Origin of the sequence: Parabacteroides sp. D25 (assembly GCF_000307475.1) — a bacterium.
In the GTDB taxonomy this organism is placed as follows: Bacteria; Bacteroidota; Bacteroidia; order Bacteroidales; family Tannerellaceae; genus Parabacteroides; species Parabacteroides distasonis.
On record NZ_JH976500.1, the window covers coordinates 725,994 to 746,936 of the forward strand.

16 protein-coding genes are annotated in these 20,943 nt (G+C 43.6%); 14 read left to right on the top strand and 2 right to left on the bottom strand.

The window, feature by feature from the left end; all coding sequences use genetic code 11:
- The first annotated feature begins 5 nt into the window (after positions 1 to 5).
- The 10 genes from HMPREF0999_RS02860 to HMPREF0999_RS02905 all read left to right on the top strand — a co-directional run bounded on the left by HMPREF0999_RS02860 (position 6) and on the right by HMPREF0999_RS02905 (position 10,871).
- Entirely contained in the window at positions 6 to 1,817 is a 1,812-nt protein-coding gene (locus HMPREF0999_RS02860) for a BatD family protein (RefSeq protein ID WP_005857231.1), read from the top strand.
- Between the two features lie 4 nt (positions 1,818 to 1,821).
- Positions 1,822 to 2,589 (top strand): tetratricopeptide repeat protein, encoded by a 768-nt coding sequence (locus HMPREF0999_RS02865; protein ID WP_009275122.1) that lies wholly within the window; start codon positions 1,822 to 1,824, stop codon positions 2,587 to 2,589.
- A gap of 3 nt (positions 2,590 to 2,592) precedes the next feature.
- Positions 2,593 to 3,285 carry a phosphatase PAP2 family protein gene (locus tag HMPREF0999_RS02870; protein WP_005857227.1) on the top strand — a complete coding sequence of 231 codons (693 nt, stop codon included), beginning with the start codon at positions 2,593 to 2,595 and terminating at the stop codon, positions 3,283 to 3,285.
- Between the two features lie 139 nt (positions 3,286 to 3,424).
- The gene (locus HMPREF0999_RS02875; protein ID WP_005857225.1) at positions 3,425 to 3,697 is read left to right on the top strand and encodes a hypothetical protein; all 273 of its coding nucleotides are present in this window, start codon (positions 3,425 to 3,427) and stop codon (positions 3,695 to 3,697) included.
- Positions 3,698 to 3,811: 114 nt separating this feature from the next.
- On the top strand, positions 3,812 to 4,930 hold the full coding sequence (locus HMPREF0999_RS02880) for a universal stress protein (protein ID WP_009275123.1): 1,119 nt from the start codon (positions 3,812 to 3,814) through the stop codon (positions 4,928 to 4,930).
- 118 nt (positions 4,931 to 5,048) lie between these two features.
- On the top strand, positions 5,049 to 5,813 hold the full coding sequence (locus HMPREF0999_RS02885) for a hypothetical protein (RefSeq protein ID WP_009275124.1): 765 nt from the start codon (positions 5,049 to 5,051) through the stop codon (positions 5,811 to 5,813).
- 72 nt (positions 5,814 to 5,885) lie between these two features.
- Positions 5,886 to 6,491: a rhomboid family intramembrane serine protease gene (locus tag HMPREF0999_RS02890; RefSeq protein WP_009275125.1), complete on the top strand. Its 606-nt coding sequence runs from the start codon at positions 5,886 to 5,888 to the stop codon at positions 6,489 to 6,491.
- A gap of 98 nt (positions 6,492 to 6,589) precedes the next feature.
- Positions 6,590 to 8,038, top strand: a complete 1,449-nt coding sequence (locus HMPREF0999_RS02895; RefSeq protein ID WP_005857217.1) for a hypothetical protein — start codon at positions 6,590 to 6,592, stop codon at positions 8,036 to 8,038.
- Positions 8,010 to 9,341: a GDSL-type esterase/lipase family protein gene (locus HMPREF0999_RS02900; protein WP_029257191.1), complete on the top strand. Its 1,332-nt coding sequence runs from the start codon at positions 8,010 to 8,012 to the stop codon at positions 9,339 to 9,341. Before HMPREF0999_RS02895 ends, HMPREF0999_RS02900 begins: the two co-directional genes overlap by 29 nt.
- Positions 9,342 to 9,350: 9 nt before the next feature.
- On the top strand, positions 9,351 to 10,871 hold the full coding sequence (locus tag HMPREF0999_RS02905) for an MBOAT family O-acyltransferase (protein ID WP_005857213.1): 1,521 nt from the start codon (positions 9,351 to 9,353) through the stop codon (positions 10,869 to 10,871).
- 236 nt (positions 10,872 to 11,107) lie between these two features.
- Here HMPREF0999_RS02905 and HMPREF0999_RS02910 read toward each other — a convergent pair whose 3' ends face one another.
- On the bottom strand, positions 11,108 to 12,403 hold the full coding sequence (locus HMPREF0999_RS02910) for a mechanosensitive ion channel family protein (protein ID WP_009275127.1): 1,296 nt from the start codon (positions 12,401 to 12,403) through the stop codon (positions 11,108 to 11,110).
- 69 nt (positions 12,404 to 12,472) lie between these two features.
- A complete protein-coding gene (locus HMPREF0999_RS02915) occupies positions 12,473 to 13,642 on the bottom strand; it encodes a mechanosensitive ion channel family protein (protein WP_008779815.1) in 1,170 nt (389 codons plus the stop codon).
- A gap of 142 nt (positions 13,643 to 13,784) precedes the next feature.
- Between HMPREF0999_RS02915 and HMPREF0999_RS02920 the strand changes: the two genes are divergently transcribed.
- From HMPREF0999_RS02920 to hisG, 4 genes are all read left to right on the top strand, one after another.
- Entirely contained in the window at positions 13,785 to 16,634 is a 2,850-nt protein-coding gene (locus HMPREF0999_RS02920) for a M16 family metallopeptidase (RefSeq protein ID WP_008779816.1), read from the top strand.
- Positions 16,634 to 17,089 carry a DUF4268 domain-containing protein gene (locus HMPREF0999_RS02925; protein ID WP_005857205.1) on the top strand — a complete coding sequence of 152 codons (456 nt, stop codon included), beginning with the start codon at positions 16,634 to 16,636 and terminating at the stop codon, positions 17,087 to 17,089. Before HMPREF0999_RS02920 ends, HMPREF0999_RS02925 begins: the two co-directional genes overlap by 1 nt.
- A 9-nt stretch (positions 17,090 to 17,098) precedes the next feature.
- Positions 17,099 to 19,627, top strand: a complete 2,529-nt coding sequence (locus HMPREF0999_RS02930) for a M1 family aminopeptidase (RefSeq protein WP_009275128.1) — start codon at positions 17,099 to 17,101, stop codon at positions 19,625 to 19,627.
- Between the two features lie 464 nt (positions 19,628 to 20,091).
- A complete protein-coding gene (gene hisG, locus HMPREF0999_RS02935; RefSeq protein ID WP_008779818.1) occupies positions 20,092 to 20,943 on the top strand; it encodes an ATP phosphoribosyltransferase in 852 nt (283 codons plus the stop codon).

The window sequence follows — 20,943 nt, forward strand, 5'->3', positions numbered from 1 at the left end:
ACACAATGAGGAAATTAATTTTCTTATTCATCCTGATGTTAACGGTAGGGGTGGCGACAAAGGCCGCGGATGTGACCTTCAAGGCCTCGGCGCCCCAAGCGGTGGTAATGGGAGAGCAGTTTCGCTTGACTTTCACCGTCAATGCCGAAGGCAGGGATTTGAGAGTACAGGAGATGCCAGACTTTGACGTATTAATGGGTCCCTCCCAATCCACCTCCTATAGCAGTAGCTGGGTGAACGGGAAGAGTACCAGCGAGACAACCGTTACGTATACGTATGTCTTGATGCCGAAGAAGGAAGGTACGTTTAATATCGCTCCGGCAACGATCAAGGTGAACGGCTCTAATTATACATCGAATGGCTTGGCCATCAAGGTGCTTCCTGCTGATAAGGCGGGTAAGCAAGAGGCGGAGACAACGACGGCGAGCGGGGCGATCTCTAACGATCGGCTGTTCGTGAAGATGGACGTATCCAAACGAAGCGTGTTCGAGCAAGAAGGTTTCTTGGTGACTTTCAAGGTCTATTCCTTGGAAAATTTCTCGATTACGGGATTGAAATATCCGGAGTTCGAGGGTTTCTTGGTACAAGAGGTTGAGTTGCCGCAAGAGAAACAACTGACCTTGGAAAACTACAACGGGCGTAACTACCAGTCGGCCGTAATGCGTCAAGTGATCCTGTATCCCCAACGTTCCGGTAAGATCACGATCGAAGGTGGAAAGTATGATGCCGTGGTGCGTGTCCGTATGCAACAAGCGGGCGGCGGTAGCATCTTCGATAGTTTTTTCGACTCGTATCGGGATGTGAGCAAGGTGTTGACCACTTCTCCGGTTACTATCGACGTGAAGCCTTTGCCCTCCGGTAAGCCCGCTTCTTTCTCCGGTGCCGTAGGTACGTTCTCCATGACGGCTGATATCAGCTCGAACAACGTCAAGACAGACGAGGCTGTAACCATAAAGGTGAAAATCACGGGTAACGGAAACGTGAAGTTGGTGAAGAATCCGGAAGTGGTTTTCCCGAACGATTTCGATGTCTACGATCCGAAAGTAGAGATGGACATCAAGACCACGACCGCCGGTGTCAGTGGAAGCAAGACGATCGAATATATGGCGATACCCCGTTACGCAGGTGATTTCGAGATCCCGGCGATCGCTTTCTCCTATTTCGATATCAAGTCCGGTTCGTACAAGACCATCAAGTCCGAGCCTTATAAGTTGCATGTGGAGCAAGGTAAGGGCGGTAGCGGTTCTTCCCCGGTCGTATCGAACTTTAGTAATAAAGAGAGCGTGAAATACTTAGGCAAGGATATCCGTTACTTGAAGACGAAAGATTTCTCCTTTATCGAGGGAGGTGATGGTATTTTCTTCGGTTCCTTTATGTATTATCTTTGCTATATCGTACCAGCTATCTTGTTTATCGTATTCTTCTTTATTTATCGTAAGCAGGTGAAGGAAAACGCCGACATCGCCTTGGTTCGTACCAAGAAGGCGAACAAGATGGCGGTTAGACGTCTGAAGAACGCTGGCAAGCTGATGAAAGAGAATAAGAAGGAAGAATTCTACGACGAGGTGCTGCGTGCGTTGTGGGGCTATTTGAGCGATAAGCTGAGTATCCCGCAATCCGATCTGACCAAGGATAACGTAGAGATAGAATTGGCTAAATACGGTGTAGACGAATCCTTGACGAATGAGTTCATGGATATCTTGAATACTTGTGAGTTCGCTCGTTACGCTCCGTCCCAAGCGTCGGACGCTATGGATAAGTTGTATGAGCTGACGGTAGACGCTATTGGTAAAATGGAGAATACAATTAAAAAGTAAGAAGATGAAGATGACTATAAATTTAAGAAAGGTATTGTTTTTCTTATTGACTCTATGTCTGATAGGATCTGCTTATGCGCAAGATACCGCCTTGAAGGAGGCCGAGGTCGCTTACACGAAAGAAGATTACGCAAAGGCGATCGAGCTATATGAGGGAATCTTGAAGAGCAATGGCGAGTCTGCCGCCGTTTATTATAATTTGGGAAATACCTATTATAAGGCGGGTAAGATCGCTCCGGCTATATTGAACTACGAACGTTGTCTTCTGCTGGATCCGGGTGATAGCGATGCTCGCTTCAATTTACAGATGGCCCGTCAGAAGACCATCGATAAGATTGAGCCGGTTGGTGATTTCTTCTTGGTCAAATGGTTTAAGAGCGTGGAGAACCTCGGTTCCGCAGACTCTTGGGCGAAGACAGGTATCGTGTGCTTCCTGTTGTTTATCGGTTGCTTGATCTTGTTCTTTTTCTCTCGTTGGGTACGCTTGAAGAAGATCGGTTTCTATTTGGGTGTCCTATTTATTATCATGGTTGTTTTTGCCAATATATTCGCCAGCGACCAGAAGGCTGAGATGATAAACCGTAAACACGCTATCGTATTCGCCCCGACCGTTACGGTGAAAAGCTCGCCTGACGCTAGCGGTACGGATCTTTTCGTATTACACGAGGGAACGAACGTGACCGTGAAGAGCACGCTCGGCGAATGGAGCGAGATCGAGCTTGAGGACGGGAACGTAGGATGGATGCCTAGTAAAGACATAGAAAAAATCTGATACATGCTAGAACAATTATTGGTTTGGGAACGTGATGCGTTCTTTATGCTTAACGGTAGCGACTCCGCTTTTTTAGATCGCTTTATGTGGATCTATTCAGGCAAGGCGGTTTGGCTACCGTTAGCCTTTTTTATATTGGTGGTATTGTGCTATAAGAAGAACTGGAAGGAGTGGTTGTTGATCTTATTGGCCATTGTCTTGACGATCACGTTATGCGACCAGTTCGCTTCGCATGTTTGTAAACCCATCTTCACCCGTTTCCGTCCGACTCATCACCCTGACTTTATGGATCAGGTAAGGGTGGTGTTCGGTTATCGGGGCGGTATGTATGGATTTATCTCCAGCCATGCGGCGAATGCTTTCGGCTTTGCGACCTTGATGGCGCTGATCTTCAGGAATAAACTATTCGGATGGACTATTTTCTTTTGGGCGATTTTGACTTCCTATACTCGTATTTATTTAGGAGTGCATTTTATCACGGATATTATTCCGGGAGCTTTATCCGGTCTGCTATTCGGGTATCTTGTATATCTGTTATACCACTATATAAGGCCTAAATTGATTCCGGCAGATTCTTGGGTATGTCCGGAGGCCATTTACTCGGATATCCGGAAACGCTGGATCACCTATGCGATTTGGTTGACCATCCTTTTAATAGCCCTATTTAATGAGCAATTGGTATCGTGCTTAATATAAGAGATTTTCGTTAAGTATGTCGTAAAGCATATTTGTTTTCAGCTCATTTTCTCAATAATAATTTGTTTCAATGCTATTAAATGACTAAGTTAGTGCCATAATATTAAACAAAAGTATTAACCTTCAAAATAAGAAAGCCATGACAAAGACGATTACATTTAACGAACTGAGAAGAATTAAAGATTCGTTACCTGACGGAAGTACACAACGCATCGCCGATGAGCTGGGATTAAAGGTAGAGACAGTTCGTAACTATTTCGGTGGACATAATTTTCAAGATGGACGGAGTTGTGGTTTCCATATCGAGCCCGGTCCGGACGGAGGGTTGGTTGTTTTAGATGACACGACTATTTTCGAGCGTGCTTTGCAGATACTGGCCGAGAGTCAGGATGCCGAAGCACAAAAAGCGTAAGAGAAATTCATTCGTATAAAAAATCCCATAGCTAAATGAAAGAACGCTTTGGGATTTTTTTATATTCAACAATTCATAAATCCCGATTGTTTCATCTATAAAAATGTATTGAGTATGGAAGATAAATTAGTGACATTGGCTATCCACACGTTCGAGAAAGCCCAGATTCTCAAGACAATCCTCGAAACAGAAGGCATAGAGGTCTATATACATAATGTAAACCAGATTCAGCCGGTCGTTTCGGCAGGAGTGCGTGTGCGTATTAAGGAGAGTGATTTACCGCATGCTTTACGCATTATTGAAGACAATAAGTGGTTTGAGGAACCAAAGGAGGAAGAGGCGAAGGTTAATGCGGTCAAGAAAGTTCTGATCCCGATTGATTTCTCGGATTATTCCGCCAAGGCTTGTGAGTTGGGAATTAATTACGCTCATGCGGTAGGTGCGGAGGTGGTGATCATGCACGCCTATTTCAGCCCCTATTTTCCATCCGCTATCCCGATGGGAGATACTTTGGCTTACCAAGTAAACGAGGAGGAATCCGTACAGCATATCTTACAACGTGTCCGTATCGATATGGAGAATATTTGTACGCATATCAACCGGAAGATGTCCTCTGGTGAATTACCAAAGGTAAAATACGATTATGTATTACGTGAAGGCTTGCCGGAAGAGGAGATCATCGCCTATAGCAAGGAGTATCATCCGACATTGATCGTGATGGGAACGAGAGGTAAGAGCCAAAAAGATATGGATCTGATCGGTAGCGTGACCGGAGAGGTAATCGAGGTAAACCGGGTTCCTGTATTGGCGATACCGGAGAATGTTCCTTTCACGGATTTGAGAGACGCTAAGAATATCGCTTTCGCTACATCGTTTAACCAGAGAGATTTGGTTGCGTTTGACGAGTTTATGGAAATCATCAAAGGCTTTGATCTTAATATCCATCTATTCAATATCTCTACCAGTAATGATGAATGGAATGAGATTCGTTTAACGGGCGTTCGTGAATATTTCAAAAAACAATATCCACATGCCCATATTTCCCATACGGTTCTAGCCGATGGTGACTTGCTGTTAGCCATCGAGAAATTTGTTCGTGATAAACAAATTGATGTTATAGCCCTAAGCACATATCGCCGTAATATCCTAGCCCGGATGTTCAATCCTTCGATCGCGAGAAAGATGTTATTCCACACCGATACTCCGTTATTGGTAATCGATAGCAAGAAATAGCTTCTTATTCAAGTAACAAATAAAAAGTGGATATGAGAAAAGGCTTATCCACTTTTTTATTATATACCATGTGCTTAAAGCAATCTTTGTATCTTTGGCGAAAAAATATAAGGATAGTATGTGGGAAAGAATGTTTGATCTGGTACTTGGATTAAAGAAAGAACATAGATTAATGATAGTTATAACATTGATTTATGCGGTGACCCTCTTTGGTATTACTGTAGATGTAGAAGCGATGGAGAATTGGCTGCAATTAGTGGGGTATACCATACGTACTTTATGTATTGCTTGTATTATACAGCTTAGTGTGTTCTTTTTGACAAATATTTTTTGGAAGGAACTAAACAGAGGCTTGAATAAAACATTTGTTGTTATTAGTGGTAATGTGTTGTCTTTAGCTTTCTTACTTTTCCCTTTTTCTATATCATATATAGATATGACTGCTGAAAGTATGAAATTGAGTTCTTTGAATACAGAAAGAAATAGAATTGATAGTATGGTCCGGTACTATGAGAATTTAAAAAGTCTAGATTCTTCTTTTTCAGAGAATCTAGATTCTTTAATATTGGAAGAAAAGAAAACATTGATTCGGGTTATAAAAGAGATTGACTTAAAGCAATTTAAAATAGAAGAGAAACAGAAAAGATATGAAAAGCCATTAGTCTCCATCCTATTTCTTTTGCAAATATTCGGTTTTTATATATTGATTCTATATTCTTCCTATTTTGATAGGACGAATAAGGTGAATCGTGTTATCGCAGTGGAAAATATTCCTTATCGAAAGAAAGTAAGGAGCTATTTTTGCGATAAAGTTTTGAAGCCTTTGGTTTTACTGTTATCTGTTTTTCTTTGGGGATTCTTGTTTTTCCTTTGGCTTAGATAATATATACCTGATATTTGTATAAACCGGAATTTATGCTTTGCTTTGTGGCTCATCAGAAAAATAATAGAATATATGATTACTTATTTGATTATTGGAATAACAGTGGTTCTCTCTTTTATCTGTTTTAGTAATAGGGAGTTATTTATGAAATTAGCGTTTATCCCATATCGTACGATCCGGAATCATGAATATTATCGTATCGTGACACATGGATTTATCCATGCGGATATGACACATTTGCTAGTGAATATGTTCACGTTCTGGTCATTTGGTCTCTATATTGAACGAACGTTTCGATATATGGGATTCGGCAGTGGGGCTTATCTGGCTTTTTATTTCGGGGGAATGATCGTGGCTTCGCTTTATGATTTGATAAAACGACGTAATGATCCGTATTATGTCTCTATCGGTGCGTCTGGAGCGGTATCGGCGGTTCTATTTACCTCTATATTCCTTGATCCTTGGGGAAAGATCTTGTTTTTCGCCGTGCTGCCTGTCCCCGGAATCGTATTCGGCTTGCTATATCTGGCCTATTGCCAGTATATGGCGAAACAAACAGGAGATAACATAAATCATAATGCCCATTTCTACGGGGCTATTTATGGATTGATTTTCCCAATGCTGCTGGAGCCTTCGTTATTGCATCTCTTTTTGTCTCAACTTACGTTTAAGGGATGATCCACCCTGAACGGATAATTTAAGGTTATTTTTTGTCCGAAGATTATTTCCGGGTAGGTAAACTTGTCTATCTTTGTCCCCTTATAAGCAAAAGTTAGATGAACAAAGATAATAATTTGGGTAGAGTGTTAGCGTTACTGTCGCTGACGTTGTTGATGAGCTTTGGTTTATATAGCCTTCCGGATACATTGTTCGGGTATAAGATCAAAAAGGTAGATCTTTTATCGGATTTCAAGGTGAAAGAGGAAAAGCTCTCCTTGGATTCTTTGAAACAACAATTGGAACAAGCGGACACCCTTCAAGTAGATTCGGTAGCATTAAGGGATTCTATCATGCGTTCCGCCGGAATAGATTCTGCGGCTTTGGCCCTTCGTGATTCGTTATACAAAGCGGTCTATGCTGTTCAAGGGGCGGATTCGCTGGGGGCTCATATCGAGGACTATTCTCTTGGACATATCGGTTTGCAACGATTTTTCGCCGCCTTAAAAAACAGGCGGGAATTGAATCGTCCGGTACGTGTGGCCTTCCTTGGAGATTCTTTTATCGAAGGAGATATTATGGTGGCCGATTTCCGTTCCGGGATGCAAAAGGAATTTGGGGGGCGGGGTGTTGGTTTTGTACCGGTCACATCCGTAGCGGCACAGTTCCGTCCAACCGTGGAGCAACGTGCCTCCGGATGGACTACTTGGTCTATGCTGACAGATCATGAGCATGGATATACTTTATCCGGGATGATGTTCGAGGCAAACGAGGAGAACGCCTCTATCCATGTGAAGACGACTAAGCGTTATCCGGAGCTCCAGACGTTCTCTTCTTTGAAACTGATTTATGAGCAGAATAAGAATACGGAGATGCGCTTGGTTTGCAACGCTTCCGCCGATACCCTACAAGAGATGCTTCCCGCCACATCGATCGTAACCCAATACGAGTTGGAAGGGATGTTCACCGAAGCGGATTTCACTTTTAAGAATACTCCGGAGTTCCGGGCATTAGGGGTCGCTATGGAGGATCATTCAGGTGTCGTGGTCGATAATTTCTCTCTTCGGGGAAACTCGGGTATGATATTGGAGCGATTGGATGTCTCCCGTTGCCAAGCATTGAATAAGATCCGTCCGTATGACTTGATTGTCTTGCAGTATGGGTTGAATGTCGTGAGCGATAGCGTGATGAATTATGGATGGTATAGTAGCCGGATGGTAAAGGTCATTAACCATATACAACTTTGTTTTCCGGAAGCTGATATATTGATGTTGGGGGTGTCGGACAGAAGCCGTCAAGACGATGGCGAATTCGAGACGATGCCAGCCGTGTTAGCCTTGCTGCATGCGCAAAGGCAAGCTGCTAAAAAGGCAGGGGTTCCTTTCTGGAATGTATTCGGTGCCATGGGAGGAGAGAATAGTATGGTCCGTTTCGTAGAATTAAACTGGGCTAGTAAGGATTATACGCATTTAAGCTTCAGGGGTGGACGGGAGATTGCCGATGCCTTGCTGAAAGCGTTATTATCAGAAAAAGATTTTTATGATGAAGCGGAGAAAGTGGTTAATTAGTCTGGTTGTTTTAGGAGTGATCATGGGCTTCTCTGTTCCGAAACCTAAAGCCGGAATAAACGGGGATGTATCTCTTGATAGTTTGGCGGTTCGGGATACTGTAGCGTTGCCTCCTTTATCTTATTCTATGAAAGTGGGAAAAGATACGTTGATCTTACCGGATTCTAGTAAGGCGTGGAATAATTTTTTCAATGAACTGGATTCGTTGCGTGCAGGGAAAGATACGGCTATCACGATCGTCCAGTTGGGGGATTCGCATATCCAAGCCGGACATTTAAGCGGTCGTGTCATGCGCCTTTTCCAACAGGCGTTCGGGAATGCCGGACGAGGCTGGATCGCTCCTTTTAAGTTGAGCAAGACCAACGAGCCGGATGATTATTTTATCAAATCCGTCGCTAAGGATTGGATTGCCGGACGTTGTATTCAGCATGTCCGGAAAACCCCGATAGGGATCGGTGGGATCGGGATTAAGTCTGTTTCCCCCTCGATTAATCTGGATGTCGTGATAACCCCGAATAATGGTGCCGGATACGAGTTTAATGAGGCGATCTTATATAGAGGGGAGAAGTCGATGCCCATGCTTCCTGCCGGGGCTTTGAAAGACTCGGTCCAAACATTCCGTGCGGATACCGTATGTGTTCCCGGTGTATTAGCCGACACTTTCCGGATCTCCTGCTTGACCGATACTCTACAATTGCAGAGTACGAGACGGAAAGAGGGCACGAATACATTGCGTCCGGCCTCATCCTTTACGAATTTATATTATGGCCTGACACTGAAGAATGGAGGCAGGGGTATCTTATACCATTCCATCGGAGTGAATGGGGCGATGTATGTGAATTATACTGACGAGGCTTATGTACGTCAGTTGGCTTTATTAAAACCGTCCTTATTAATCATCTCTATGGGAACCAACGAGACGTTTGGCAGACGTTTTAATACCGATGAGTTTTCCGGTCAGATGGAGGCTTTCTTGGCGTTAGTCAAGAAGGAGTTACCGAATACGGCAATCTTACTGACAACTCCTCCGGAATGTTATAGGAGAGTCCGGTCGGGTAAACAGCGAACGTATGTGCGTAATGATAATACCGAGCGGGCTGCCCGTGCTATCCGGAATGTAGCGAAGAAAGAAGAGGTCGCTTGCTGGGATTTATTCACTACGACAGGAGGGAAAAACTCGTGCCGCAAATGGCATAGTTCTCGTTTGATGGGACGGGATCGGATTCACTTTACGAAAGAAGGGTATCAAGAACAAGGAACGCTTTTGTTTAGGGCGTTCATGGAATCATATAATAACCGATAAGAATTTTATATGGAATATAATATACTTAGAGATTGGCTTAGTAATCATCAATTCACGTGGGAGAAACTGGGAGATATCCTGACGTATCATCATAATGCCCCGATCTTGTTTAGTAGCGGGTTGTTCTTCTTCTTGTTTATCGGTTTCCTGATGATTTATATGTCGCTAAGGAAACATACGTTGGCTCGTATTATTTATGTGACATTGTTTTCCCTTTATTTCTATTATAAAAGTAGTGGACTTTGGTTCGGGCTGCTGGTATTTACGGCTACTTCCGATTTCTTGATAGCGCAATGTATCTCGCATACGACATCGGTATTAAAACGTAAATTATTCGTTACGCTTAGTCTCTGCATAAACCTAGGTATGCTGGGGTATTTCAAGTATTTCAATTTCCTAGGCGAACTGTTTACTATGGCCGCCGGGGGAGAATGGCTTAAGATGAACATCTTCCTTCCGGTAGGAATCTCTTTCTTTACCTTCCAGAGTATAAGCTATGTGATAGATGTTTATCGGGGACGAATCCAACCTCTCGGCCGTTGGATCGATTATGTTTTCTATGTATCGTTCTTTCCTCAACTGGTTGCCGGGCCAATCGTTCGTGCCCGGGATTTTATCCCTCAAATGTATAAGAATCCTACGGTGACGCGATCTGAGTTTGGTGAGGGATTGTTCCTTATCTTATGTGGTCTTTTCAAGAAAACGGTTATCTCGGATTATATCAGTATGAATTTCGTGGATCGTATTTTTGACGCTCCGTTGCTTTATACGGGTGTGGAGAATTTATTGGGTGTCTATGGGTATGCGCTACAGATTTATTGTGACTTCTCGGGTTATTCGGATATGGCGATCGGTATCGCTCTGTTGTTGGGATTCCGCTTTAATATAAACTTCGACTCTCCCTATCAATCGGCTACGATTACCGAGTTTTGGCGTCGTTGGCATATCTCCCTTTCCTCTTGGTTAAAAGATTATCTGTATATATCCTTAGGGGGGAACCGGAAGGGGAAGATTCGTACCTATATGAATCTGATGATAACGATGTTGCTAGGCGGGTTATGGCATGGGGCTTCCATTAGTTTCATCTTATGGGGAGCCTTACATGGTATAGCTTTGGCTGCGCATAAGTTCATTATGGGGCATTTCAGTAGCTTTAAGGCCTTAGGATGTGAGATGAAACCTTGGCGACGGGTATTAGGTGTCCTGATTACTTTCCATGTGGTTTGTTTCGGATGGATCTTGTTCCGAGCTACCTCGATGAAAGCCGTGGGAGAGATGCTGAGCCAGATCTTCACGAATTTTCATCCGGAGGTGTTCATGCAATTCGTCTCAGGATATAAAGGGGTGTTTGCGTTGATGGTGATCGGTTATGTGCTGCATTTTATGCCTAAACGCTCTGAGGATGTCTTGAGGGAAATCGTGACTCGTTCCCCTTTATTGATACAGGCCGCTATATTGGCGATAGCGATTTTCATTGTTGTTCAGTTTAAGAGTGCGGGAGTGCAGCCGTTTATTTATTTCCAATTCTAAGGGGACAAATACATATATCGGCATAGCCTCACGCCAGTATAGGCACAACCCTACACCACTAGTGCCGTAAGGCTACGCCGATACTGATTTCATAGGCAAAGTATCTTAGGTTCATTACTGAAGTATCTTAGGTTCACTGGCGAAGTATCTTAGGATCGTCGGCCGATGCACCTAAGATATTTTTTTGACATCTTAGAGTGTTCCTATCATTTCCGGAAAAACATGTACATGAGTTTCTAGAAACACTCTGAGGGTTGTGAGCCGGCGGGAAGTTTGATGATGATATTCTTCAAATCCGCCCCGGATACATTTTGGAATACGCTTAGCCCAAACTCCGGTATTACTGCAAGTACATGGTCGAATATATCCGCTTGAATTCCTTCATATTCGACCCATACCTTATTGGATGAGAAGCAATAAAGTTCGATGGGAATACCTGTATCAGTCGGTTGTAGATGCCTTACCATGCAGACTAATTCCTTACTTACTTCCGGGAGGCTTCTTAGGTAACGTACGAGATAAGCACGGAAGACACCCAGATTTGTTTGTCTACGTCCGTTCACCCAAATGGAACTATCGATATGATGTTCTTCATTATATTCATCTAATTCCTGTTCTTTTCCATCGATGTAATCCGTGATAAGAGAGATCTTACGAAATTTCTCTAGCATTTCCGGGGTACAAAAATGTACGCTGTTCATATCGATATTGATAGAGCGCTTGATACGGCGGCCCGGGGATTCGCTCATACCTCTCCAGTTTTGGAAAGCGTCGCTTACTAAGGCGTAAGGAGGGATGGTCGTAATGGTATTGTCAAAGTTTCTTACTTTCACGGCGTTCAATGTCACCTCGATAACCGTGCCGTCCGCACCATATTTACTCATCGTGATCCAGTCTCCGGCCCGGAGCATATCATTGGCGGATAATTGGATGCCGGCAACGAAACCTAAGATCGTATCCTTAAAGACCAACATCAAGATAGCGGCAGACGCACCCAATCCGGCCAGTAAAGAAACCGGGGATTTATTGATAAGAATACTGATAATCAATATCACCCCAATAAAGAAAACCGTAACCTGCAAGATCTGTATGAAGCCTTTTAACGGCTTGTTCTTAAAGGAATCTTTTTTATTATAGATCTCGTGGATCAGATTTAAGGAAGCGTTTATAAACCTTAAAGAAACCGCTATGATATAAATCTGACAAAGTTTTTGGAGTACTATTAAAATCTTCGGTGTCTCTTCGGCTGAGAAGGCGAATGGTAACAATATATAAATCAATATGGCCGGGATCATATGCATCATCTTATTGATGATCTTACGATCCACGATTAAATCATCCAGTTGATTTTTCGTCTTCCTCGCTAATCGTTTGAACATACCTAGGAAAATATACCGGCAACTATAATCGATCCCAACGGTGACGGCTATAATAAGTAATAAGATCACTATATTGTCTAGGTAACTGGAATTTTCGCTTATCAACCCCATTTGAACTAATAAATTATATACCCATTCTTGTATCTTGCTCATAAATACGATTTTAAACTTTAAGTAGACAATCCGGAGACGAAGATAGGAAAAATAATCCGAACACGTACTTTAGTCTGAATATTGATATACTTTCAATTCAAATTTAGGAATCATAGCGAAGAAATGGTCGAATATATCCGACTGGATCCGTTCATATTCTTTCCATATTTTATTCCGGGAGAAGAAATAAATCTGGACGGGAACACCATATTCCGTGGATTGAAGTTGGCTGATAATTAAATCCAAATCTTGATTTACGACAGGAAGACTTGTCAGATAACGCTCTACATATACACGGAATACTTGGGAGTTTGTAGGTACTACATCCTTATCCGGTTGGTAATCCGCTAATAAAGGAATTTCCTTGCGGAAGGTATCTAGCATCTCCGGCGTACAGAACTTGATCGTATTCAAATCGAGATAAATGGACTTCATAACCCTGCGTCCTCCAGACTCAACCATCCCGCGCCAGTTTTGGAAAGAACTATTCACTAGATTATAAGGCGGGATTGTCGAGATCGTATTATCGAAGTTCTGAACTTTCACGGTGTTTAGGGTTATTTCTTGAACAATACCGTTCGCATTGGCAGAAGGCATCGTGATCCAGTCGCCGGGGCGCAACATATCATTCGCCGAAAGCTGTATACCTGCCACGAAACCTAATATGCTATCTTTAAAGACCAACATAAGAATAGCTGCCGATGCACCTAATCCGGCGAAAAGGGTAGCCGGGGATTTATTGACGAGAATCGCTATAATGACAATGCCGCCAACGAAGAAAACAAGCACTTGTAATACTTGTATAAAACCTTTCATCGGCCTGTTTTTCATTTTCTCCTGTTGGTTAAACAAATCCAGCATCATTAAGAGAAGACCGTTGAGCGCTAACAGCAGGGAAAATATGATATAGATCGCGCAAATCTTCTGGGAAATGAATAATAATTCCTTTCCTCGGATAAAAGCCATCGGGAGCAAAACATATACTAAAATGCCGGGAATCGTATGTACGAGATAATGTACGACCTTACGTTTAATTAATAACGTATCCCATTTATAATGCGTATGCTTAACGATACTACGTACCCCTCCGACAAAAATAGCTTGGCATAAATAATCTAATCCGATAGCGACCGCCACTAGTAAGATGGCGATGATCGCCTCGTCAAATGTGTTCGCTATTTTCTCGTCTACACCCCATCCGGTGAGGACTTTGTTCATCCAACTACCTAAATTTATCATAATAATCGTTTTTTGATATAACACTACTCTTAAAAATAGGTTCAATCCTACGTTAAATTTGCCCTTTTGTTAAGATTGCTTGTAAATGTAAGCGTATTAATCCAATTGAAAAATGTATCTTTGTGAAATAATATAAACTTAAATGGATTCCATGAGATCTCTGTTGTCAACCTCAGATTTTCTACAGGTACGAGAGCATAAATTAAGTAATGATTTGACGGTATGGTTGAATGAGGACCATAGCCAACCTAAGATATTCGGAGCCGTAGTTGTAAAAGCCGGAGCTAAAGATTCCCCTAACACAGGTATCGCGCATTATTTCGAGCATATGATGTTTAAAGGAACGGATAAGATCGGGACGATCGACTATGAGTCCGAGAAAGTCTTGCTGGACATTATCGCCGAGAAATATGACGCTTTGGCGGATACCGAGGATCCCAAGATGCGTGCCCATTTGCAGCAAATCATTAACGACCTGAGCGTACGTGCCGCTGAGTATGTAATACCGAATGAGTTCGACCGGTTGATCTCTCGTTTCGGTGGTACGAAGTTGAATGCCGGGACTTCTTACGACTATACATTATATTTCAATACATTCTCTCCGCAATATATCTCCCAATGGGCCGAGATCAATAGTGAGCGTTTGGTAAATCCCGTATTTCGTCTTTTCCAGAGTGAGCTGGAGACGGTCTATGAGGAAAAGAACATGTATGGAGATACGATGGCTAGTGTCGCCATCGAGAAATTGACAGAGCGTTATTTCTATCCGCATCCGTATGCTTATCCGATTATCGGAAGTGCGGAGAACTTGAAGAATCCCCGTCTTTCGGAGATGCGCCGGTTCTTCGAGAAATACTATGTCGCTTCCAATATGGGATTGATCTTAAGCGGGGATTTCGATACGGAGGAGGTCTTGCCAATCTTGGAATCTACTTTTTCACGGATACGAAAAGGGAAGCCGCCTCACCGGGATATTGTTACATTACCGCCATTCAAGGGACGGGAGAAGGTGAGCGTACGTATTCCTATGCCTTTCGTGAAAATTATGGCATTGGGATTCCGGGGAGTTCCCGCGAATCATCCGGATCAAGTTGCGCTCAATATCGCCGTATCTTTATTGAATAACTCCAATGGTACGGGATTTTTGGATAAGCTGACGGTAGATCATAAGGTGATGGGTGCGATGGCGGTTAACCAAAGTATGAATGAGGCAGGAATATTAGGCTTGTTGGTATTTCCGAAGTTCTTTTTCCAGACCTATGCGGCAGCCGAGAAATTAGTATGGAAACAAATCAACCGCATTAAGGAGGGGGATTTTAGCGATGAGATGTTTCAAAGCTTGAAATTGGAACAGAAACGCGAATATGCCTCCAAATTGGAAGACATAAACTCAAGGGCCGAGGTGATGATGCGTATTTTCTCTCAAGGGAAAAGCTGGCAGGATTATTTGGATGAGGTCACCCGTATCGATGCCTTGTCGAGAGAAGACGTGATTGAGATCGCCAAGAAATATTTTACGGAGAATTATATGTACGTCACGAAGAAGACCGGACGCTATCCGAAAACGATCTTGCCCAAGCCGGATTATTCACCGATTATACCGAAGAACTCCGATGCTTCCTCCGCTTATGTGGAACGTTTGGAAAAGATACCCGTACAAGAATTGAAACCGCATTTTCTCGATTTTGAGAAAGACGCCGAGGTCGTATCTTTGCGTCCGCTTGTCACGTTGTATAAGACTCATAATTCCGTAAATGATATATTCTCGCTGACACTATCTTATGGAGTGGGGCAGTTGGAGCTTCGTGATCTTGATAAATTGTCCGCTTATCTACCTTTCGTAGCGACGGAGTCGATGTCTTTTGAGGTCTTTCGGGGTAAATTGCAGGAACTTGGTAGTACATTGACTTTTGATTCCACGGATTCTGAGTTTCTGGTGGTGGTGAATGGTTTTGATGGGCATTTTACCCAAACAATGGCTTTGGTCGGCGATTTCTTGCGGCACGCCAAGCCAGATGACAAGAAGTTACGGCAGATTGTGGACGAGGCGAAGGTAACGGAGAAATCGTTGTTCAATTCCAGCGAGAACGTAGCCGATATGCTGTTAGAGAAAGTCAAATTTGGGGAGCAATCCCGTTATTTGACTAAATTATCGTTCGCTGAAATCAAGAAACTAAAAGGAAAGATGTTGCTGGACACTTTCAGTAAGGTACGTTCGGTCGCTTGTAACCTGCATTATTGTGGTACATTGTCTATGGAGGAGGCTGCCCGGCAGATCAAGCAGCATTTACCCTTGGAGGAGGTAAGTATTCCATCGAACTCTCCCTATATCCGTGATCTTATGACGTATGATAAGCCGACTGTCTTTTTCATGGACATGGAGGATGTCACGCAAAGCATAATCTATGCCTATATGTATATCGATCCGTTGAAGGCTAAGGAAGATCGTCCTATTTCCCGGTTGTTTAGTGCTTATTTCGGAGGGGATATGTCATCCTTGATGTTTCAGGAGATCCGTGAGTTTCGTTCGTTCGCTTATCAAGTAAATGCCCGTTTGAAACATCCTCCTTTGAATCGATCGGAGAAGCCCGCTAGTTTCGTGATGAAATTGGCTACACAGACGGATAAGATGATCGATGCGATGGAAGTGTTGGAGAATTTGGTGCATGATATGCCGGAACGTCCGGAACGGGTGGAGTCGGTGAAGCAGACGATTCGTAATTGGGTGAATAATGAATATCCTACTAGTCGCTCCCTTTCCTTGAAGATCGCCGGTTTCCGGCGTGAAGGGTACGAGAGCGATCCGAACAAGGATTATCTGGAGGTTATCGATCGGATGACTATGGAGGATATCCTTCGTTTTTATAGGGAGAATATACAAGATCATTTAATGATATATGCGATAGTCGGTAATTCAAAGAGTATGGATATGGAGAAACTCTCTAAATTCGGACAGATCGTTAAGGTAACAAAGAAAGACATTTATAGGTAATGTATAGTAAGGAGGAACTGAAGAATCTCAAATTGGAGTTTTGGGAAAGCTTCGCCGCTTTTTGTGAGGTGCAACCCTATTTGCGGGGGCGTAAGAAAATTTGGACATTATATGATACGAAGGTAAAGGGCGTTGAGTTGAAATTCGACGCGAACCGCCAAGGGGCTTACGTTATTCTTGAGGTAAACCACCGTAGCGAGGATTTACGTCTGGAAATGTTTGAGCGCCTGACTTGGTATAAAGAGACGTTGGAACAGGATTTTCCCGAAGGTTTGATCTGGGATATTTGTTTTGTCCGTGAGAATGGCCGACAAGTGGCCCGTATCTATGTAGCAAAAGAAGGATTGGATTTGCATCGGAGAGCGCATTGGGGAGATTTTTTCACTTTTATGGCTAGCCAGATGTATTTGTTGGAACGAAATTTTATGGGTATAGCAGAATACTTAAGAGAATAATTACGAGATATGAATCTAAAGGTATTTATCGGAGCTTGCGTACTGTCCGGTCTGGTTGCTTGTAGCTCTGTTAAACAAGATGAGGCCGGTTTGTCCCGGCCCGGTGTGAGCCTTGAGCTAGCTCAATTCCGGAAGGAGCATTTCTCAAATGTCCGTTATAATCTTTTCTTCTCGATCCCGGAATCTCGTGACGAGGCGATCCGGGGAAAAGTGGAGCTATCCTTGCGATTAGACGAGAAACAGCCGCTTATTATTGATTTCTGCGGAGAACCGGAGCAAGTGACCTCCGTAACCTTGAACGGAGGAGATATTCCCTATGAAGTGAAAGATGAGCATATCGTGATTGCCTCAGATTGGGTAGCGGTGGGAGAGAACCGGGTAGCGATCACTTTTACTCCGGCGGATCAATCCTTGAATCGACGGGATGAGTTCCTGTATACGTTATTGGTTCCGGACCGGGCACGTACGGTATTCCCTTGTTTTGACCAGCCGGATATGAAGTCGTTTTTTACCTTGACCTTGGAAGTTCCTTCCACTTGGCAGGCCGTGGCGAATGGCGCTATCACACAAACGGATAGTACGAGCGTCTCCGGTCGGAATCGTATTTCTTTCAAGGAGACGGAACCGCTTAGTACCTACCTGTTCTCATTCGTGGCCGGTAAACTGACTCGGGAGGTTTATTTCCGGAACGGGCGGGATATCTCTATTTATCATCGGGAGACGGATCCGAAAAAGATCGCTCAATGCCCAGCCATCGCCGATGAGGTGTTCGACGCGTTGGAATGGCAGGAAGACTTTACTGGTATTCCTTATCCTTTCGCTAAATATGACGTGATTATCTTACCCGGTTTCCAATATGGGGGTATGGAACATACGGGTGCTACTTTATATACGGATCGTCGGATGTTTCTGGATGAGCATCCTACCTTAAATGAGCGATTGAGTCGGAGTTCCTTGATCGCGCATGAAACCTCTCATATGTGGTTTGGCGATTATGTAACGATGAAATGGTTTGATGATGTATGGATAAAAGAGGTTTTCGCTAATTATTTTGCTTCCCGTATCGTAGAACCTTTATATCCGGACGTGAATCACCGGTTGAATTTTATTCGGGATTATATTCCCGCATCTTATTCGGAAGACCGTACGTCAGGTGCGAATCCGATCAAGCAAGATTTGGATAATTTGCGGAACGCCGGTTTGGTATATGGTAATATCATCTATGATAAATCTCCCGTGGTTATGGAAATGTTGGTACGTGTTCTGGGAGAAGAGGCTTTCCAGCAGGGAATCCGTGAGTACTTGACTACTTATGCGTATGGGAACGCTACGTGGGAGGGCTTGATCCGTATCTTGAATAAATATACGGAAGAGGATCTGGCCGCTTGGAGTGAGGTGTGGGTGAATCAGAAGGGTATGCCGGAGATTACGGCTTCGGTTAAGGACGGCGAGTTGGTCGTAGAGCAGCGTGATCCGTTGGGCCGGGGTTTAAAATGGCCGCAAGAATTAACCTATCGGGTGATCTGTGGAACGGATTCGGAAGAAATCCCGGTTTCTCTCGAAGGAAACTCTGATTCCTTCCGAATGAAATTAAGTTTTCTTCCGAATGGAAATTGTGTCATTCTTCCGAATACAAATGGGCGTGGCTATGGCTTCTTTAAAATAACAGAGGGGGAGTCTTCCGGTCTATGGTCTGTGCTTCGCTTATCGGAAGATGAGGTGTTGAAGGGATCTTTGCTGATTACCCTTTATGAGAATCTTCGTTGGAAAACGATTTCTCCACAAGGGTTCCGTGATGAAATGTTAGCGTATTTACCGAATGAGTCTAATTCTTTATTGTTCTCGATGGCTTTAAGCTATTTAGGAGATTGCCAGCGGATATTCCCGTCGGATTCTCGTCCGTTGGAAGAGGCCTTGTGGAGGATCGTGACAACGAATCCCGTATCCCAACATCGCTTGCAGGCGTTTCGTTTGTATCGTTCGATAGCGGATTCGGAGGAGGCGGTACAACGTCTGTATACGTTATGGCAGGAACGGAAAGCTCCGAAAGATTGCGCATTGAGCGAGAGTGATTATATTGGCTTGTCCTATATATTGGCGATACATTTGCCGGAAAAAGCGGATAAGATTATCGCTACGCAATTATCCCGCATACAGAATCCGGACCGGAAGAAGGAGTATCAATTTATCTCCCCATCCGTATCGCCCCGTAAAGAGGAACGTGACAGTGTTTTCGCTTCCTTGTTGATCGCCGGGAATCGTAGGGTGGAGCCATGGGCCTCTTCCGCTCTCGCTCATTTGAACCATCGCCTGCGAGAACAAGAGTCGGTCGCTTATATCCGTCCGGCCTTGGAAGCGATGCCGGAAGTACAGCGGACTGGCGATATCTTTTTCCCCACCGCTTGGGTTCGCTCCTTGCTTTCCGCCCATACATCGAAGGAAGCTCGGGAAGAAGTTGATGCGTTTTTTACCGCGCATCCGGACTTCCCCTTGATGCTTTCCAATAAGATTAAGCAGCAAGCGAGTCATTTGTATTAAAGTAAATCATTATATTTGTCCTTGAGAACGAATTAATAAGAAAGGAGCATTTGTATGACGGCAATGGAACTAAAATGCCTAAAGATGGATTTGGTCGAAGAATTGTTAAGCATCGATGAGACAGAGATCAACTTGCTCTAACATCTACGACAAAGCAGAACGTGAATCTATAAGCTTGAAAGAGATAGAAGAGTTGCTTCGTAAGAACGGATTGAAGTAATATCGATATTGTGATAATATTTTGTCAGAAATATTTGTTCTTTCAATTATTATTGTAACTTTGCGACGTAAATAACAAAAGAAATGAAAATAACGACTACATTATATCACCATCATCATTACAGCGGGCAATAGTTCGGTGGGCTGAATGGTATGTATGTACTCATGATAAAAAGATAAAGGCTTGCCGTTTTGCGGTAAGCCTTTTTTTGTTGATATTTATAATATAAAAATAAGATATAGTTATGTTGAGAATTGCGGTACAATCGAAAGGCCGTCTGTACGACGAGACCATGATGTTGCTTGAAGAAGCAGGTATTAAACTAAACAGGGGCAAACGCATCCTGTTATTATCGGCAAAAGGTTTTCCGGTAGAGGTATTATTCCTTCGTGATGATGATATTCCTCAGTCTGTAGCTAACGGTGTGGCGGATATTGGTATTGTCGGAGAGAACGAGTACGTAGAGAAAGGGCAAGAGGCGAAATTGATCAAGCGTCTGGGCTTTAGTAAGTGCCGTCTATCCTTAGCGATCCCCAAAGATGAGGAATATAAGGGGGCTGAGTGGTTTGAGGGAAAAACGATCGCTACTTCCTATCCTGCGATCCTACGGTCTTTCTTGGAGGAGAGAGGCGTGAAGGCGGATATTCATGTAATCAGCGGCTCTGTGGAAATCGCCCCGGGCATTGGTTTGGCGGACGCTATCTTTGATATCGTAAGCTCCGGTAGTACTTTGGTAAGCAATCAATTGAGAGAAGTGGAGGTAGTCCTTCCTTGTGAGGCTTTATTGATCGCCAACAATAATCTGTCCAAAGAGAAACTGGAGATCTTGGATGAGCTTCTATTCCGCTTTGAAGCGATTCAAGTCGCCGAGGGCAAGAAGTACGTGTTGCTGAACGCTCCGAAAGAAAAGCTGGATGAGATTATCGAGGTGCTTCCCGGTATGAAGAGCCCGACCATAACGCCTTTGGCAAACGATGAATGGGTCTCTGTTCAATCCGTGATCGCCGAGAAGCATTTCTGGGAAATTATTGGTAAACTAAAATCATTGGGGGCTGAAGGTATCTTAGTGCTTCCGATCGAGAAAATGATTGTATAA

Coding starts and splice junctions, on each gene's coding strand:
- HMPREF0999_RS02865 (WP_009275122.1), top strand. CDS start 1,822: ATGAAGATGACTATAAATTTAAGAAAGGTATTGTTTTTCTTATTGACT.
- hisG (WP_008779818.1), top strand. CDS start 20,092: ATGTTGAGAATTGCGGTACAATCGAAAGGCCGTCTGTACGACGAGACC.
- HMPREF0999_RS02915 (WP_008779815.1), bottom strand. CDS start 13,642: ATGATAAATTTAGGTAGTTGGATGAACAAAGTCCTCACCGGATGGGGT.
- HMPREF0999_RS02885 (WP_009275124.1), top strand. CDS start 5,049: ATGTGGGAAAGAATGTTTGATCTGGTACTTGGATTAAAGAAAGAACAT.
- HMPREF0999_RS02870 (WP_005857227.1), top strand. CDS start 2,593: ATGCTAGAACAATTATTGGTTTGGGAACGTGATGCGTTCTTTATGCTT.
- HMPREF0999_RS02925 (WP_005857205.1), top strand. CDS start 16,634: ATGTATAGTAAGGAGGAACTGAAGAATCTCAAATTGGAGTTTTGGGAA.
- HMPREF0999_RS02910 (WP_009275127.1), bottom strand. CDS start 12,403: ATGAGCAAGATACAAGAATGGGTATATAATTTATTAGTTCAAATGGGG.
- HMPREF0999_RS02920 (WP_008779816.1), top strand. CDS start 13,785: ATGGATTCCATGAGATCTCTGTTGTCAACCTCAGATTTTCTACAGGTA.
- HMPREF0999_RS02895 (WP_005857217.1), top strand. CDS start 6,590: ATGAACAAAGATAATAATTTGGGTAGAGTGTTAGCGTTACTGTCGCTG.
- HMPREF0999_RS02875 (WP_005857225.1), top strand. CDS start 3,425: ATGACAAAGACGATTACATTTAACGAACTGAGAAGAATTAAAGATTCG.
- HMPREF0999_RS02860 (WP_005857231.1), top strand. CDS start 6: ATGAGGAAATTAATTTTCTTATTCATCCTGATGTTAACGGTAGGGGTG.
- HMPREF0999_RS02880 (WP_009275123.1), top strand. CDS start 3,812: ATGGAAGATAAATTAGTGACATTGGCTATCCACACGTTCGAGAAAGCC.
- HMPREF0999_RS02905 (WP_005857213.1), top strand. CDS start 9,351: ATGGAATATAATATACTTAGAGATTGGCTTAGTAATCATCAATTCACG.
- HMPREF0999_RS02890 (WP_009275125.1), top strand. CDS start 5,886: ATGATTACTTATTTGATTATTGGAATAACAGTGGTTCTCTCTTTTATC.
- HMPREF0999_RS02900 (WP_029257191.1), top strand. CDS start 8,010: ATGATGAAGCGGAGAAAGTGGTTAATTAGTCTGGTTGTTTTAGGAGTG.
- HMPREF0999_RS02930 (WP_009275128.1), top strand. CDS start 17,099: ATGAATCTAAAGGTATTTATCGGAGCTTGCGTACTGTCCGGTCTGGTT.